The organism is Hallella mizrahii (genome assembly GCF_009695775.1).
Classification (GTDB): domain Bacteria; phylum Bacteroidota; class Bacteroidia; order Bacteroidales; family Bacteroidaceae; genus Prevotella; species Prevotella mizrahii.
Genome location: NZ_VUNG01000016.1, coordinates 41,120 through 58,593, shown reverse-complemented (window position 1 = coordinate 58,593; position 17,474 = coordinate 41,120). Strand labels below are relative to the sequence as shown.

At 52.1% G+C, this 17,474-nt stretch carries 9 protein-coding genes; 3 read left to right on the top strand and 6 right to left on the bottom strand.

Going from position 1 to position 17,474, the window contains the following annotated elements; all coding sequences use genetic code 11:
- Positions 1-25: 25 nt before the first annotated feature.
- On the bottom strand, positions 26-4,381 hold the full coding sequence (locus FYJ73_RS07645; RefSeq protein ID WP_154534129.1) for a BadF/BadG/BcrA/BcrD ATPase family protein: 4,356 nt from the start codon (positions 4,379-4,381) through the stop codon (positions 26-28).
- 162 nt (positions 4,382-4,543) lie between these two features.
- Here FYJ73_RS07645 and FYJ73_RS07640 point away from each other — a divergent pair, with 162 nt between their 5' ends.
- Genes FYJ73_RS07640 through yfcE form a run of 3 tightly spaced genes read left to right on the top strand, consistent with a single transcriptional unit; the run spans position 4,544 to position 6,121 of the window.
- A complete protein-coding gene (locus FYJ73_RS07640; RefSeq protein WP_154534128.1) occupies positions 4,544-4,783 on the top strand; it encodes a hypothetical protein in 240 nt (79 codons plus the stop codon).
- Between the two features lie 57 nt (positions 4,784-4,840).
- Positions 4,841-5,560 (top strand): sigma-70 family RNA polymerase sigma factor, encoded by a 720-nt coding sequence (locus FYJ73_RS07635; RefSeq protein ID WP_154534127.1) that lies wholly within the window; start codon positions 4,841-4,843, stop codon positions 5,558-5,560.
- 18 nt (positions 5,561-5,578) lie between these two features.
- Positions 5,579-6,121 (top strand): phosphodiesterase, encoded by a 543-nt coding sequence (gene yfcE, locus FYJ73_RS07630; protein WP_154534126.1) that lies wholly within the window; start codon positions 5,579-5,581, stop codon positions 6,119-6,121.
- 219 nt (positions 6,122-6,340) lie between these two features.
- Here yfcE and FYJ73_RS07625 read toward each other — a convergent pair whose 3' ends face one another.
- The 5 genes from FYJ73_RS07625 to FYJ73_RS07605 form a co-directional block, all read right to left on the bottom strand.
- The gene (locus FYJ73_RS07625) at positions 6,341-8,701 is read right to left on the bottom strand and encodes a beta-glucosidase (protein WP_154534125.1); all 2,361 of its coding nucleotides are present in this window, start codon (positions 8,699-8,701) and stop codon (positions 6,341-6,343) included.
- A 35-nt stretch (positions 8,702-8,736) separates the two neighbouring features.
- Positions 8,737-9,945 (bottom strand): esterase, encoded by a 1,209-nt coding sequence (locus FYJ73_RS07620; RefSeq protein WP_154534124.1) that lies wholly within the window; start codon positions 9,943-9,945, stop codon positions 8,737-8,739.
- A 39-nt stretch (positions 9,946-9,984) separates the two neighbouring features.
- Positions 9,985-11,547, bottom strand: a complete 1,563-nt coding sequence (locus FYJ73_RS07615; RefSeq protein WP_154534123.1) for a RagB/SusD family nutrient uptake outer membrane protein — start codon at positions 11,545-11,547, stop codon at positions 9,985-9,987.
- A 50-nt stretch (positions 11,548-11,597) separates the two neighbouring features.
- Positions 11,598-14,666 (bottom strand): SusC/RagA family TonB-linked outer membrane protein, encoded by a 3,069-nt coding sequence (locus FYJ73_RS07610; RefSeq protein ID WP_154534122.1) that lies wholly within the window; start codon positions 14,664-14,666, stop codon positions 11,598-11,600.
- Positions 14,667-14,889: 223 nt separating this feature from the next.
- Positions 14,890-17,217 (bottom strand): beta-glucosidase, encoded by a 2,328-nt coding sequence (locus FYJ73_RS07605; protein WP_154534121.1) that lies wholly within the window; start codon positions 17,215-17,217, stop codon positions 14,890-14,892.
- Positions 17,218-17,474 lie beyond the last annotated feature (257 nt).

Here is a 17,474-nt window from a genome sequence, read left to right as displayed (position 1 = left end):
GACTTTTTGTTTCTTACCATTTTTTCTATCCTCTGATGCTATCTATAAACAGCAATAAGCGGTTGGTAACGTTCACGGCAGAGACGCCGGAATCGAAGTCAAGCGATACCAGGTTGAGTTGCGGATACATCTTCTTGAGTTTTTTCTCAATACCTTTCGAGACGATGTGATTGGCGATACAGCCAAAGGGCTGTAGGCTTGCCACATTGTTCACCCCTTGTCTGACCAGGCTGATGATGTCGCTCGGCAAGAGCCAGCCCTCACCAAACTGTGCCGCCAGGCTTACCACGCCGTTGACCTCCTTGGCATCGTCGAAGATGTTGGTAAACGGACGGTAATAGCGGAAGCGTGAGGCAAGGCGGTTGATTTTCTTCTCGCGCCGCCAGATCAGACTGTAGATGCTCTTCACCAGGAAGTCGGGCACGTTGCTGCATTTCAGTCCGAGATGCTTAGAGGCAATCACGTTGACAAACTCCTGCAAGAAGAAAGGAGAGAGCAACGGCGGAACGACCTCACATCCCTTGGCGATGATCTTGCGCGCCAGGAACTGATGGGCAAAGGGATTGAACTTCAGGAAGATCTCTCCCACGATGCCCACGGCAGGCACCTCCTTGTCCTCCACGATGCTGTCGAACTCCTGGGCGGCTTGTGCGATAAGGTCCATCAGTCCCTTGGGGCTGTTACGGAGTATCGGCTCAGCGGCCAAAGCGAGATATTTGTCACGCAGCAGCTCAGCGTCGTTCGTTGCCCCTTGTGGTCCCACATGATAAGCATCCTTGCGCAGACGACACACAGCGCCGTGATAGAATTTAGAGATGGTGTCGCCATAGAGAAACATTGTCGTGATGATCGGAGCCAGACGCATCCATGGCACATCGAGTGCCGCGCTCTGGTTCTCGTCTTCGTCCTCGGCACTCGTCGACACGCCCAAGGTGATCAACGGCACACGCTTGAAACCGTTGGCATCGAGAGCACGACGGATCAGCGCGGCATAGTTCGTCGCACGGCACTGTCCACCGGTCTGACTCATCACCACCGACACCTTGTCGGGATCATATTTCCCCGACCGCAGTGCCTTGACAAAGTCACCGACGATCAATGTCGCCGGATAGCACACCTCATTATTGGCGTACTTCAGTCCATACTCCGCACTCTCGGCATCGCTGGGCGGCAAGACTTCCACATCCCAACCGATCAAACGGCAGATCGGAGGCAGCAACGGTGTGAGATATTCCGTAAAGTAAGGAGCCAGGATATGGCGGGTGATCGGTGGGAGCGAGTTCTCGTCATCAGTCTTGTCTGCTGTCTGCGAGTCTGCATCGCAGGTTGTTTTCTGCACTTCCGTTTCGTTCTTCTGTCCTCTCAGCGACTCGATGAGTGAACGGACACGCAACTTCAAGCTGCCAAGATTGCTCACATCGTCGATCTTCAACAGCGTGTAGGGCTTGCCATGCTCACGGAGAATATGCCGCACCTCGTCCTGGATGAACGAGTCAGGCCCACAGCCGAAGGATGTCATCTGCACGAAATGCACATCGTCGGGCTCTTCAGCGCACCACTGTCCCGACTTGATGATGCGGTTCATATAAGCCCACTGTTTCACCAGACAGGTATCGCCGGAAGGCGTCTGCTCGTCAGTTCTGACAATGTCGTCGGAGATCACGTTCACGCCAAGTGCCGCGATCATCTCCGAGAGCTTGTGCTGGATGAGCGGATCGGTATGGTAAGGACGTCCCGCCAAGAGGATGGTCAGCTTGCCCTCCTTGCGGCTTTGCACCAGAATATCCTTGCAGCGCTGCTTGACCAGGGAAGTATATTGTCGCTCAGCCTCCAAAGCCGCGCTCAGCGCAGCCTCGGCAGTATGCTTGCCGACACCGTGTTTCTTGAGGAAGGCAAGGATCTGCTTGCGCAGCAGAGGCTCATCGCGGAAGTTGATCACGGGCGACTCTACACGGTGCTGCAGTGTCATGGCACTGCGGATCACGTCGGAGTAGGCCGTGACAATGGGACAGTTATAGCTGTTGATGGTGCGGTCATCGTCTTGATGCTCAAAGACCACATACGGCATAAAGATAAATCCCGTTCTTCCCTCAGGCAGTTCACCGAGCCGTTCGTCGAGTTCCATGACATGCGCATGGGTGAGTTTCGCCGGGAAACAGATGTTGTCGCTCATCACCGTGCTCAGCGTGCGCTCGTATTTCTTGAATGTAGACTCCGAGCTGAGCATCACCTCAAAGCCAGCACTGGTGAAGAGTGTATGCCAGAACGGAAACTCCTCATACATGTTCAGCACACGCGGAATGGCGACAACCTCGGTCTGCTGCGCCAAGGAGGGTTGCTCGGCGCGACCAAAGAGCAGCTCGTATTTCTCGCGATAGATGTTCTCTCCCTTGTCGTGGTTCTTTCCCTGGTTGTTGAATACCCGCTCACACTTGTTGCCGGAGTAATAGCGGCGACCACTGCCAAAGCGATACATCGTCACGAGACATTGGTTTTCGCAACCCTTGCAGTTGAGCAGACGAGTCTCGCACGCCGACTGCCGGAGCAGATCGTCAAGCGAGGCATGATGCAGTTGGGTTGAGGACTGGCAAGCGGCAATGGCGTGCAGGGCACAACCGTAGGCACCCATCATCTCGGGAATGTTGCTGCGTGCCACCTGCGTATGCGAAAGGAGCTCAAAAGCGCGCACGACAGCATCGTTCTTCATCGTGCCGCCTTGCACGACGATATGCTTTCCGAGATCATCATTGCCTCTGAGCTTCAACACCTTATAAAGGCAGTTGCGCACCACAGAGTATGCCAGTCCGGCCGCGATGTCTGCCACCGTAGCGCCTTCGCGCAGCACCTGCTTCACCTTGGAATTCATAAACACCGTACAGCGCGTACCGAGGTCACAGGGGCGGTCTGCCTGACAAGCCAAGGCGGCAAAGTCCTGCACCCGATAGCCCAGGCTTTGGGCGAAGGTCTGGATAAACGTTCCACAACCCGAAGAGCAGGCTTCGTTGAGTTCCATACGCACCACAGCGCCATGATCGACAAAGATCGCCTTCATGTCCTGCCCACCGATATCGAGGATAAACGACACGTCGGGCAACAGCCGTGCCGCCGCGCGCTCATGCGCCATCGTCTCGATGATGCCGTCGTCGAGGTTGAAAGCAGCCTTGATCAGTTCCTCGCCATAGCCCGTAGAGCAGGAGCCCACGATGTCGAGCGTGGTTCCGCTCTCTTCTGCCTTTTGCTTCAAGCGTTTCAGAGCTTGCTCCACGGCATGGATCGGATTACCAAGATTCATGCTGTAGTCGCTGAAGATGATCTCGCCCTGGTGGTCTTTGTCAGCCCGCACCACGATGAGCTTTGTCGTCGTGGAACCCGAGTCGATGCCGATGACCACCTCTTCGCGCCCGCTGTGCATGGGATAGAGAGGGGTGGCATAACGCTGTTTGTCGTGCAACCATGCTGTATATTCAGCCTCAGAGTGGAAGAGTGGCTGCAACTCGTCGGCGTCAGCGACAGCTGTGCATCCACACTTCTGTTGGTGGCGGCATGCTTCGGGATGTGCGATACGGTCGAGAAGTTCGTCGATGTCTACCGCCTCAGCTTCCTTCCCGGCACGGATGGCACAGCCGAGTGCCGGGATGAGGTTGCCCTCCCGGAGTACGATGAAGTCGCTGGCTTCGAGATGGAGATAGTCGGCAAACGCCTTGCGCAGGGCAGGAAGGAATGTCAGCGGGCCACCGCAAAGGAGGATCGGCGGCGTGAAGTCGATGCCGTGGCTGAGCGTGGTGACGGTCTGCACGGCGATGCTGTGGAAGATGCTGGCGGCGATGTCGCTCTCCGGCAGGTTGCGCGACATGAGGTTCTGCACGTCGGTCTTGGCAAAGACACCACAGCGTGCGGCCATCGGATAGACATGGGTGGAGGTCATGGCCAGCTCGCTCATGCGCTGGTTGTCGCAGCCGAGCAGCAAAGCCATCTGATCGATAAACGCCCCGGTGCCTCCCGCGCAGTTGCCGTTCATGCGCAGCTCCGTACTCTGCCCATTGAAGAAGACCACCTTGGCATCCTCACCGCCGATGTCCACGAGTGCACGCGCCTCGGGATAGCGGTTGCGGGCAAACACCGTGGCTGCCACCACCTCCTGGACAAACTCCGCACGGAGCTCGTCGGCAGTGGCCATACCCACCGATCCGGTCACGCAAAGACGCAGTGACGGATCGCCGAGCTGATGCTTGATCTCGTTGAGATAGGTCGTGGTCAGTTCACGCACTTGGGCGTTGTGTCGCCGATACTGTGAATAAACGATATGATCTTCGTCATCAAGAACAACGATCTTAGCCGTCGTGGATCCGACATCCAGTCCGGCTCTGTATTCTTTTCCCATATCTTTATTGGCGTATTCCTATATTTCTTTATCTATGCAAAGTTACTAAAAAAACATTACGTTTTCACCGGGGAATTAGTTTTTTTAGCTTATTTATCCCAAATTACGAGGGTTATTTCCCAAATAATTCATATCTTTGTACGAAATAGAAACGTCACCACTATGGAGCAGACTTTAGACAACATTTCCGCCGCCAACGGCAAAGAGGCCATCGCCGCCTATCGCGAGCGCATCGTCGCAGCCATCTGTCTGGTCAAAGACAAGGACGGCAACACACGATATACCGAGGAGCAGGCCAGAGGACTCTCGGAGGAACTCTCCGACGAAGACCTCGCCTTCGGCATGGACTACAACACACCGGAAGAGGTAGCAGAGCTGCTGGTCGACAGCGGACTCGACTAAGCAGAAAGAAACAAGCCCGTCCGCTCTACCACACAATACTCACGAAAGGATATCAACATGAACGAAGAACTCAACGACGCTTACATACAGGAAGTAGGAAAGCAAAAATTACTCAGCGACGCCGAGGAGCAGCAGCTCGCCGAGAAGATTGCCCAAGGCAACAAACGGGCTTTGGACAAACTGGTGGCTGCCAACCTGAGCTATGTCATCAGCGTCGCCAACCAATACAAAAACCGAGGGCTCAGCATGGACGACCTGGTTAGCGAGGGCAACATCGGCATGCTCAAAGCTGCCACACACTTCGACGGCAAGCACGGCAAGCGATTTGTCACCTATGCCGCACCTTACATCCGCGAGGCCATCGAGCAGGCTATCGAGCAGCAGGCAGGACTCTACCGTGTGCCGCGCAACGCCAAGGACCCCGCATGGGAGAAGAAACGCAGCCATCCGCTGTCGATCGACGCACCCATCGGCGGAAGCAATGAGCTGAGCCTGGGGCATGTCATACCCGACAAAGACGCCACGCAGCCCGACAACGCTCTGGAAGACGAGACCGCCACTGCCGAACTGTTGCAGATCATCGACAAGCTCGACGCCCGCAGCCGGCAGGTGATACAGCGCTTCTACGGCATCGGCGCTGAGCACCGCACGCTCGCCGAGACGGCACAGGAGATGGGGCTGAAGCGTGAACGCGTCAGACAGATCCGCAACCAAGCCGTCAGAAAGCTCTGCAAACTCTCGAAAAACAAAAACATCAAATCGTTTCTTCTCAAATAACACACCGCCGACATCACCATGCGCTATCTGATCATCTCTGACATCCACGGCAGTCTGCCCCGGCTGCAACGTGCACTGGACTTTTACCGCCAACAGCAGTGCGACATGCTCCTCATCCTCGGCGACATCCTCAACTATGGGCCGCGCAACAGCATCCCCGAAGGCATCGACACCAAGGGCATCGTCGCGGCACTGAACCCGCTGGCCGATGATATCGTCGCCGTACGCGGCAACTGCGATGCCGAGGTCGACCAGATGCTGCTCCGCTTCCCAATGATGAGCGACTATGTGCTGCTCGTCGACGAGGGCCGCCGCATCCTGCTCACTCACGGCCACGTCTACAATCCCGACCATCTGCCCGTCGGCCACTACGACACCGTCTTTTTCGGTCATACCCATCTCTGGCAGCTCGAGCACAATGCCGACGGCACGCTCATCTGCAACACGGGTTCCATCACCTTTCCCAAGGGTGGCAACGAACCCACCATGGCCGTGATGGACAAAGACCATGTCGCCATTTACAACCTCGACGGCAAGATGCTAAAAGAAGAAAGAATATAACCGAGAAAGAATATAACCGAACATCAAGATAAGATATTCTCGATATTCGGTTATATTCTTTATTCCGCAGAGCGGAGCGTTAACTAAAAAGCAGTTGTAATCAGGAGTTGAAACAACTTGGCATAAGGAATTAAATTCTCACTATTAATGTTCCCCTGGGGAGACATAAGCAAGCCCAAACGATTTTGCTTTCAGTTCAATGCAAGGATAAGCCTTTTCTTATTGCCCAAGTTTCAATGAAGTAAGCTTCACTTGCGGTTTAAGTACGTTGTGGACCTTCTTTATTTGTTTCTTAACGGCCAACGTGGCATTTCCCTTTATATCACGACTTGACGAACCCACTCGGAAAGTGTAAACACCCGGATCAACGACCCAAGCACTCTTGCTCTCATAGAAGCTGGCCAAATCAATTTTGTCGATATTCATCACCAGCGTCTGGCTCTCGCCGGGCTGCAAGGTGCGTGTCTTTGCAAAAGCCTTGAGTTCCTGTGCGGGCTTGTCTTCCTTACCCTTTGGTGCTGTCACATAGACTTGCGCCACTTCCTTACCCGGGCGCTTACCCGTATTGGTAATCGTCACAGACAGGCTGATGCTCTTTCCCTGATCCTTTACATACGGTTTGCCAAACGAGAAAGTCGTATAGCTTAAGCCAAAGCCGAAAGGATAGGACACCTCTTTCTTGAACGTATCGTAATAGCGATAGCCCACGTAGATACCTTCTTCATAGTTGGTGTAACCGACGTTTTTCACTTGTGCCATCTTTGAGGCATCCTTAAACATACTCGACAGATCAAGAGACTCATCCTTCACATCAGACGGGAAATTCTTTGTTGAAGGATCATCATTGATACTCACCGGCCATGTCATTGGCAGTTTACCAGATGGTGTAGACTTACCCATGAGCAGGTCAGCGATGGAGTTGCCGATCTCCTGCCCACACTGCCATGGTAACAGAATGGCATCAGGCAGATCCTTCCAAGAGGCAGTCTCCATGACGCCGCCCACATTGAGCACCACCACCACTTTCTTTCCAGCCTGGTGATAAGCCGCGCAGACGCGATGCAGCAGCTCCCTTTCCTGAGTACTGAGGTTATAGTTCTCTGCCGTGCGGTCTTGTCCTTCTCCCGAAATACGACTCAAGGTGATGATTGCCACATCGTTGTTGCTCACCTCCTCACTGGTGACCTCAGCCTCCAACTCATCAGGAAGTTTTGGAACCTCAAGTACGTTGGCGTTGAGCTTACCGTGCTTGCGTGTCCACTCTTCCAAATAGGCAGCATAGCGGTTGGTCAGGGTTTCATCGACATGACAACCAGCATTACGCAAGCCCTCAACAAGAGAAATTGTATAAGCCCGATTGACATTGCCAGAACCTGTACCGCCTGCTATCAGACTGTAGCTGGCATTGCCATAAAGCGCAACATTGCGCACGGATGTCAACGGCAATGTGCCATTGTTCTTCAACAGAACAGTTCCTTCCGCAGCAGCCTGACGGGTTACTTGGGCATGAGCTTCAAGATCAGGATGATTGCTATAGTGATAACCGGCAAAGCGCTTGGTACGCACCACCAGGTCGAGCACATTACGCACACACTGATTGAGATACTTCACATCGAGTTTACCACTCTTCACCGCATCCACAATCTCCTTCACATCCTTGTCCATCCCCGGTTCAATAAGGTCGTTGCCAGCCCAGATGTTAGCACCACGATCGGTATGCCCACCGCGCCACACGGGATCGGTACCACCAAACCAATCTGTCATCACAAGGCCTTTGTATCCCCACTCATCACGCAGGATGGTTGTCAGCAAATCGTGACTTTCAGAGGTCATGACACCATTGACACGGTTATAGCTCGACATGATAGTCCAAGGATGGGACTTCTCAATGCATATCTGGAAGTTCTTAAGATAGAGCTCACGAGCCGCACGCTGACTGACACGGGCATCGTTGCCCATACGCATTGTCTCTTGATTGTTGAAAGCAAAGTGCTTCACAGACGTGCCGACGCCCTGACTCTGAATGCCATTGACATAGGCAGCAGCTATATTGCCCGAGAGCACCGGGTCCTCGGAGTAATACTCAAAGTTGCGGCCGCACAGCGGATTGCGTTGCAGACAAAGAGCAGGAGCTAACAACACCTCCACACCATACTCTCTCACTTCTTGTCCCATAGCTTTAGTGACATCTTCGACGAGTGCCGTATTCCAAGAGCTGGCCAAGGACGTGCCAATAGGGAAATGAGTAGCATAGTATTTATTGTGATCAAACGGTCTGTCGACATTGATGCGCAATCCCGCAGGGCCGTCGCTGAGCACCACAGAAGGGATACCAAGACGTGGAATAGCCTTTGTCGTACCGGCCGCTCCAGGCACGATACTTGAAGAAGAGCCTATTACAGGTCGTGCAGAAAAGCCCCCCATACCATCACCGACTACAAGATTAGCTTTCTCTTCCAAAGTCATAGCAGCAATGACAGCATCTATATTATCGGCACGCAATTGAGGCGCAGGCTGTGCGGCCGCCGGCAGTGAGGCGAACGCCGTGAGCGCAGAAAATAACAACGCTTTGATTTTCATAGAACCGTAATTATTCATGAAGGAACCTTTCCCTCCTATTTAAACAGTTTCTGAGCAAACTCGGTGAGATAGATGCGCCAATTGCGCCAGATGTGTCCGCCCTCGGTTTCCATATAGGTGAAAGGATACCCTTTTGCGGTGAGCTTCGCACGAAAGTCTGCATTGTCCTTATAGAGGAAATCGGTCTTGCCGATGCCGATCCAGTACAGCTTAGGTTTAGCAGCAAACAGTTTGGCGAGTTTCCCGTAAAGATCATCATAAACGCGTTCGCTTTCCACACCACTTGTCTGCTGCTTGTTGATTGCGGCAGAGAAAAGACCGACATAGCCAAAAGTATCAGGATTGTTGGCAGAGATATACAGCGAATGGAAACCACCCATGGACAGACCGGCTATGGCACGGTCGTTTTTGTCGGCCTTGACACGATAGTTGCTTTCTACAAACTTGATCACATCAGGGAAAGCCAACTCAAAGTTACCGTCCATAGTCTTAGGAAGCATCAGTGTTGGCACGGTGAAGCCATTAGGAGTTTCACCCGGTGCGGCTTCTTGCGATATGTTGCCATTGGTCATCACCACGATCATTGGTTTTGCCTTACCGGCGGCGATCAAATTATCAAGGATCTGAGCCGCCCTTCCCAGTTCCGACCAAGCATTCTCATCACCACCAATGCCATGAAGCAGATAGAGCACAGGATACTTTTCCTTGCTGGTCTCATAGCCGGCAGGCGTATACACCGTGAGGCGACGTTTCAGGCCTGCAGTAGGACTGTTGTACCAGATCTTTGACACGGTACCATGAGGCACTTCCTTCACACGGTACCAGTCTCCCTGCCCGCCGCCGATGAGCAGCATACTGAAGAGGTTGGTCACGTCGCGTACACAATACACATTGCTTGGGTCAAGTGTACGTACGCCATCGACCACCACATTATATGTATAGAGTTCCGAGGGGAGTTTACCCGTCTTGAACGACCACACGCCCTTGTCGTCCTTCACGAGATCTGCCACACCCGGTGCATCGTACTTACCCATCGGCGTGTCGATCTTACGGGTAGGAAGCATATCGCCGGTAATCTGTACTTTCTGAGCCTGAGGCGCTAACACGCGGAAGGTGACACTGTTGTCGGCATTGACTTCGGGCGACACCACTGGCATCTGAGCCCAAGAGAGATTTTGCTGTGCATAAAGGCCCATTGCCATGAGAGCACCAAGAGCCAAAGTTGAAATACGTTTAAGATTCATAGTTTAGGAATATTTCTTGATGATTATATGTTATAAATTTTACCAATTGACGTTTTGCTTGATATTTGGATTCAGTTCTTTCTCCTTTAAAGGAATTGGCAGAAGCATGTTTTTCTCCTTGAAGCCATAGTCTGTGTTCTTAAAGTCCCAGCTGACTCCCTTAGCCGTCAAGGAAGGAATCTGCTCACCTTGTTTGCCCAATACCTTCATTGCATCGCCCCATCTGACAAGGTCTTGATAGCGTGTGCATTCAAGCCAAAGCTCCAGCCGCTTCTCCGTTTTGATGTTGTCGAGTGTGACAGTAGTCAGCGGAGTGAGACGAGCACGTGAGCGAATCAGATTGATGTCTTTGAGAGCCTCCTCTGCATTTCCATTCTGCAGATTAGCCTCAGCAGCCAGCAAGAGCACCTCGGCATAGCGCATGATGCGCAAGTCGATGTATTGCAAAGCCTGGAAGTAGGAAGCATCAGTGATGCAGTCCTCTTTGAGTGCTCGGTTCTTCCAGTTGAAATAGCCCTCATTGCCATAATAAGAAGCACCGGCCTGCAATGTCACGCCATAATCCTGCATCTGCTGATAGGTACGGATGGTGTTGTTGAGTCGGTATCCGTCCTTACCCTCGTCAGCGACAAAGGCATCATAGACCTCTTTGCGAGGATTCATAAAGCCGTAGGTACCAGTAGCAATCTCAGAGGCGGCCTTACCGGTAAGAATAAGATGATCGGTACGCCAGCCAATCATCAGGAACTGCATGGTCAGTTGCGACCATTGCTGGCTAGGGTCATTGCGCATCTGAATCTCAAGCATCGACTCACAGCAGTTGTTGGTAGCCGCATGCACGATCTTGCCATAGTCACCCTGATAGAGTTGATACTTTCCACTGTTCACCACCCTGTTGAGCATATCAGCGGCCTCAGCATATTTCTTTTGGAAGAGATAAGCCTTACCCAGCATTGCCTCAGCGACTTCCTTCGTGACACGAATGGTGGTTGCCTGGTCATTCGCGTCAGTCTTCGACGGTAGCGCATCACTGCTGATGGCCTCACTCAGATCCTTTTCCACACATGCCCACAACTGTTCCGGTGTGCTGTTGCCCGGGCGGTATTCGTTGGGCAGCAGCAGATGATCGACAACGGGTGCCGTGCCCCACAGTGTGACGAGCTCGAAATGGCAGAAAGCTCTCCAGAACTTAGCCTCAGCCACGCAACGTTTCTTTTCGTTGGTATTAGGATCCGTCTTGTCAATGATGAGGTTGGCATTATAGATGTTGGTATAGAGCCCGCTATACAAAGCTTGGATCATACTTTCATCGGCACCGAAACGATACTCGTTGAGCTTTTCCATCTCACCATTGTCACCACGTGACCCTCCACCAACCCAAGCATCATCGGAGAGAGAGTTCTTGACAAACCACCAGTTATAGTAGTTGGACTTCAGGCTCACATAGAGCGTGGCCAAGGCCTCGTCGACTTCCTGGTCGGTCTGATAGAAATCGTCTATACCGCCCATGTTGCCGTTCTTGGGAATATCGAGACGATCAGAGCATCCACTCACAAAGGCCACGAGCAGGAGCATCAGGCTATAGAATATATTCTTTTTCATTGTTGTGTTCTTTTTAGTTAGAAGGTTTATTCATGCATATTCACGTAGGGTTAGAACTCGATGGTAGCACCGACAACGACCTTCTTCGATGTGGGATATGCACCTTTGTCCACACCCATGCCGGAAGTAGCACTGGTCGAAGCCTCCGGGTCAAAGCCTTTATAAGAGGTGAAGGTGAAGAAGTCATCAAGAGAAGCGTAGATCCTCAAGTTACTGATGAAAGTCTTATTCAGCAAAGTCTTTGGCAGGGTGTAGCCGAGCTGTATTTGCTTGATCTTAAAATAAGAGCCATCTTTGACCATGGCATCTGAAACGGAATACTTGTCCATGTTGTTGGCTCCGGCCCGCGGCACAGAGGCATTGGTATGATCGGGAGTCCAGCGGTCGTCATAGAGATAATCCTTCATCTTGTTCCAAGCGAGCATGTCGGGACGGTTGATACAGCAGAACACGTCATTACCCTGTGCACCTGTACCAAAGAGCGTGAAGTCAAAACCCTTGTAGGCAGCGGTGAGCGTGATGCCATAGGTAATCGATGGAATGCCGTCACCGATATTGGTCAGGTCATTCTCCGTGATCTGATTGTCGCCGTCGAGATCATAGAATTGTGGATCACCGGTCTGGGGGTCAACACCTTTGAACTTATAGCCACGGAAGTAGTAGACAGGATAGCCCTGCTCAAAGAAGGTGATGTCATAGGTATGGAACTTCGCGCCGGTGAGTCGGGTGATTGACGGATCGATGTAGGTCACCTTGTTGCTCAGCGTAGAGAGGTTGCCACGCACGCTATATTGGAAATCATGTATATGGTCTCTCCATCCCAGTTCAAATTCAAATCCTCGGTTGCGCACTTTACCTGCATTGATCGGTGAGGTAGCGCCGCCGATCTCCAGAGAAGGCGTAGTGTTCCAGATCAGGAGGTCCTTAGTATTCTTATTGAAATAGTCAACGCTGAAATTCAGTCGGGAGTTAAACGCGTAGAGGTCAAGACCCAAGTCAAACTGTTCAGAGGTTTCCCACTTCAGATCGTCATTGCCCATTGTAGAGGGAGCCACAGCCTTGGTGTAGACCAATCCCGGCGCAAAAGCATAGATACCGCCTTGTGCCATGTCAGTGCCATAGCTATAGTTGCCAAGAGCGGAAAGTGAGCCGTTCTGTCCCCAGCTGGCACGCAGCTTGGCACTGTCAATGACCTTGCGCAACGGCTGGAAGAAGTTCTCTTCCGACATAGTCCATCCCAAGGAAACTGCGGGGAAGTAACCCCATCGTTTGTTCTTTGGCAATTTGCTCAGGTCAGCGGCATCGGCACGCAAGGAGAACTGAGCATAGTAACGATTGCGATAATTATAGCCCACACGTCCGAAATATGAAAGTTTGGAACCACGTGTCGTCTCACCGTCGACGACCTGCGTAGCCGATGCTGTTTTGTAGTGGAGATAGTAGAAGAGCGGATCGTTTTTCGACACAGAATGTTCTCCATTGGCATTAAGCGTACCACTCACGTAGTCATATGAAGACTCCTGATAGCTCATACCCAGCATCGCCGTAAGGGTGTGTCCTCCGAACGTCCTCATATAGTTGGCGAAGTTCTCCCATTGGTAATAGATACTGGTCGAGGACGTGCTGCCCATGTCCACAAAATCGCGGTTTTGCGTGGCATTTCCGTAGAAAGGCAGTGAGACCGTGCGATTGCGCGTGCCAGCAAGACGGTAGCCAAAGCGCGAGGTGAGCGTCAGACCATTGAGCGGAGTGAAGTCGGCATAGATCGATCCATTGACATTGTAGCCCGAAGCCTTGTTGGCATTGTTCTGGCTCATGATCAGCGGATTGTATTGCTCACCATTGGAGAAGCGTGACACACCATAATAGTCACCGTTCTTGTCGCGCAGCAGTGTACGTCCGTTGGCTTGTGCCTGCGCAAGGAAATCAGGTAAGTTGTCGGGACTGTAATAGACAGGGGTCAGCGGATCCATGGTCATCACTGCTGTCAGCACAGAACCATACTCGCTACCCTCAGAAACAGCGCGGGTATTGTATTTCTCGATTTGGTTGGTCGTGCCCACCTTAAGCCACTTCTTGATTCTGTATTCCGCATTGATCGTCGCCGTCAGTCGGGTATAGCTGTCACGGTCGCCCTTGACAATACCGTCGTTATTGAGATAGGACAGTGAGAGATAGTAGTTGCCGTCTTTGTTTCCGCCTTGGAATGCCAGATTGTGCTTCATCATCTCGCCGTTCTCAAAAGCTTCCTTGGCCCAGTCCGTGTCGGTCACGCCGTCCCAGTTCTTGAGCATGTAGTCTTTGGTGAAGGCACCGGCCTCACTCATATAGTTGATATATTCCTCAGCATTGAGCACCTTTGGCACATGGTTGACCGACTGCGATGCGTACTGAAAGTCGTAGGAGATCTTACCGCTGCCCGTAGTACCTTTCTTCGTTGTGATCAGCACGACACCATTTCCAGCCTCAGCACCGTAGATAGCTGCCGAGGCGGCATCTTTGAGGATCTCCATGGAGGCAATGTCGTTAGGATCAATACCACTGATATTGGTCGTGCGCACGCCATCAACGACGTAGAGCGGACTTGAACTGACATTAGAAGAGTAGCCACGGATGCGCACTGTGGGCGTGCTGCCCGGCGCTGCAGAAGTGGTGATGACCTGCACACCGGAAGTCTTGCCTTGCAAGGCCTGATTGGCATCGGTGATCGTGCGGTGCTCCATATCCTCAGCCTTGACTTGCGAGATGGCTCCGGTGACAGAGCTTTTGCGCTGCACGCCATAGCCGACGACAACTACATCATCGAGTACCTTACTGTCTTCCTGCATCAGCACCTTCATATTCGACGTTGCTGTGGCGACAGCACTGCGATAGCCTAAATAAGAAAAGGAGAGTTTGGCACCACGCTTGACTTGAATGGAGAAGTGACCATCAAGATCAGTGACCGTACCGGTAGAGGTTCCTTCCGGACGAACCGTGACGCCAATCATGGGGTTAGCATCTTTGTCGACCACTACACCATTGACACGCAACAGTTCCTGTGCCAACGACGGAAGCCCACAGGATGCCAGCAAGATGGCCATTGCCAAGATGCGTTTTTTCTGTAAGTTGATTCTCATAAGATTTTAGTTATAGGGTTTAAAAACTGTCGCAAAATTAGCGAAAAGAGGAATATGTCTTTTTCAAATAGGTTTTAAAGATTTACACGTTTGTTCAAAAGTGAAATTTGCCAGTCCCAAAGTTTATTTATATGTTCAAATAGCTATCCCAAACATAATGAACAGAGCCGGCACAACTGTTTTTCAGTTGCGTCGGCTCTCTTTTTAGGTTCATATCCAGCTGCTATCGGTGCAGCAGATCCAGTCTTACCTTTGGTTTCAACACATTGTGAACCTTAGCCACATATTTATCTACACGTACATTTGCCTGGGCCTCTACCTTCTCTGCGGAAGAGCAAACGAGAAAACGATATACCCCAGCATCTGTCACCCACGCACTCTTTTTCTCATTGAAAGAGGCAAGATCAGCTGCCGTGACGGTCATTTCCACCGTCTGTCTCTCTCCGGGAGCAAGCAGCCGTGTCTTGGCGAAGGCACGTAATTCTTTCTCAGGTTTGTTGAGTCTTCGGCTGTCAGGAGCAGCAACGAAGAGCTCCACCACATTGCGTCCGGGGCGCTTGCCCGTGTTCTCTACGGTCACAGCCACACTGTAGTTTCCTCCCTCTTTTTTCACCTTCATGTCGCTGTAGTCAAAGGTCGTGTAGCTGAGTCCATAGCCAAAAGGATAGGCCACCGGCTTGCCGAAAGAGTCGAAATAGCGATAGCCCACATAGATGTCTTCATCATAGTTGGTGAAGTCGATATCCTTCTGTAGCTCACGCGGCTGAGCCTGCTGATCATTGTTTCCCCACATAAACATGCTGCCGAGTGTCTTGTCGTCAACCTCTGAGGGGAAGTTTCGGTCGGCATAAGCATCTCCATAGCTACGTTCAAAAGTCATGGACAGTTTGCCCGACGGGTTGACCTTGCCCGAAAGGACATCTGCCACGGCAAAGCCCATCTCCTGACCGCCTTGCCAGGTGCAAAGGATGGCATCGGCATCGTCCTGCCAAGACGTCACATCCACAGGACTACAGATGTCAAGCAGTACCACCACCTTCTTGCCAGCTTTGTGGAAGCTCTGTGACAGCAGATGCAGACTCTCCTTTTCTGCCGCAGTGAGATAGAAGTCGGTTTTAGGCCGGTCGGTAGCTTCGCCGCTCTTACGTCCGATAGTGAACACTGCGACATCGGCATCCCGAGCCGACTGAGTGAGCAACGAGTCGCTGAGCTTCATCTCTTCGGGGCGCGCCGGCGGTGCAAGGGTAAAGGCGGGCTTGCCATGGGGGAAGAGTTGGGCATTGGCCTGACGCAGATACTGGCTATAGGTCTTGAGCAATTGTTCATTGACCGTGAACCCTGCAGCGCGCAAACCTTCGACCAGTGATACGGTATAGTGGCCGGTAGACATGCCTCCAAAGCCTGAGCCTCCGGAGATCAGCTCGTAGCTGGTATTGCCAAAGAGGGCTATCCTGCCTTGAGAGAGCGGCAAAGTCTCATGGTTGTTTTTCAACAGTACCATGCCGTCGGCGGCCACGCGTCGCACCACATCAGCATGCTGCTGCAAGTCGGGCTGGCTCTGATAGGGATATTGTGCAAAGCTGTGTGTCTTCACAATAAGCCGGAGCACGCGACGCACGTTGGCATCAAGCACCGCCATCGGCAGCCGTCCACTCTCCACAGCCTCGTAAATAGCCTTGTATTGCCGGTCCTGTCCGGGCTGAAGCATATCATTGCCTGCCTTCATGGAGAGCACCGGATTCTGACCAGCATTCCAGTCAGAGACAAACATGCCCTTCCATCCCCACTCCTTACGCACCACCGTATTCAGCAGCTCGCTGTTCTCAAGGGTATAGGTACCATTAAGCTTATTGTAGGATGTCATGATCGTCCAGGGCTGTCCTTTCTTCACCACCACCTCGAAAGCCCGAAGATAGAGCTCGCGCAAAGCACGCTGAGAGACACGGGCATCGTTATTGTTGCGGTTGGTCTCCTGGTTGTTGGCTACAAAATGCTTAGGTGTGGCAGCCACGCCCTCGCTCTGCACACCTTGTACATATCCCGCGGCAATCATTCCGGAGAGCAGTGGATCCTCGGAATAATACTCATGGTTGCGGCCACACAGCGGCGAGCGCATCAGATTCATGGAAGGAGCAAGTATCCAGTCCAGTCCATACTCCTTCACCTCGTTGCCGATAGCTTTACCCACAGCGTAGGCAGCCTCACAATCCCACGTGGAGGCCACGGTCATGGAAGCCGGGAAATCAGTAGTCAAATAGTCACGGTGATCCCATGGGCGCGTGGCGCTCATACGCAATCCTTGCTGGCCGTCGGCACAGTAGATCGAGGGGATACCCAGTCTGGGGACGGCATAGCTACTGCCCGCCGTTCCCGGGAACTTCGCGTCATCATTGAAATGCATTCCGCAGCCGAGCAGCAAATGGCATTTCTCATCCAGTGTCATGGCCTGCAACACTTCGTCGACATTGTCGGCACGAAGCCGTGGCTGTGACATGACACAGAGCACGTTGATAGCTGCTACGGCCAAGGTAAATAGTTTTTTGGCTGTCATTAATTTGGGGTTTAGAAAGTGAATAAAATGTTTTATGCACAAAGTTATGAAAATCATCGTGAAAATACTTCCTCTAATGTACTAAAGTATTTCTCAATGGTTTAAAATAGGTCCCCTGTCAGCTCATCCCACTTGATTTTCCATCGCGTCATTTGCTTATTTGTTCAAACCGTTACATTTGTGTTCAAAAATGCTGTCAATCCATTGGTATTCACAGGAAAAAAACGTATCTTTGTCTATAGAACACAATCTAAAAA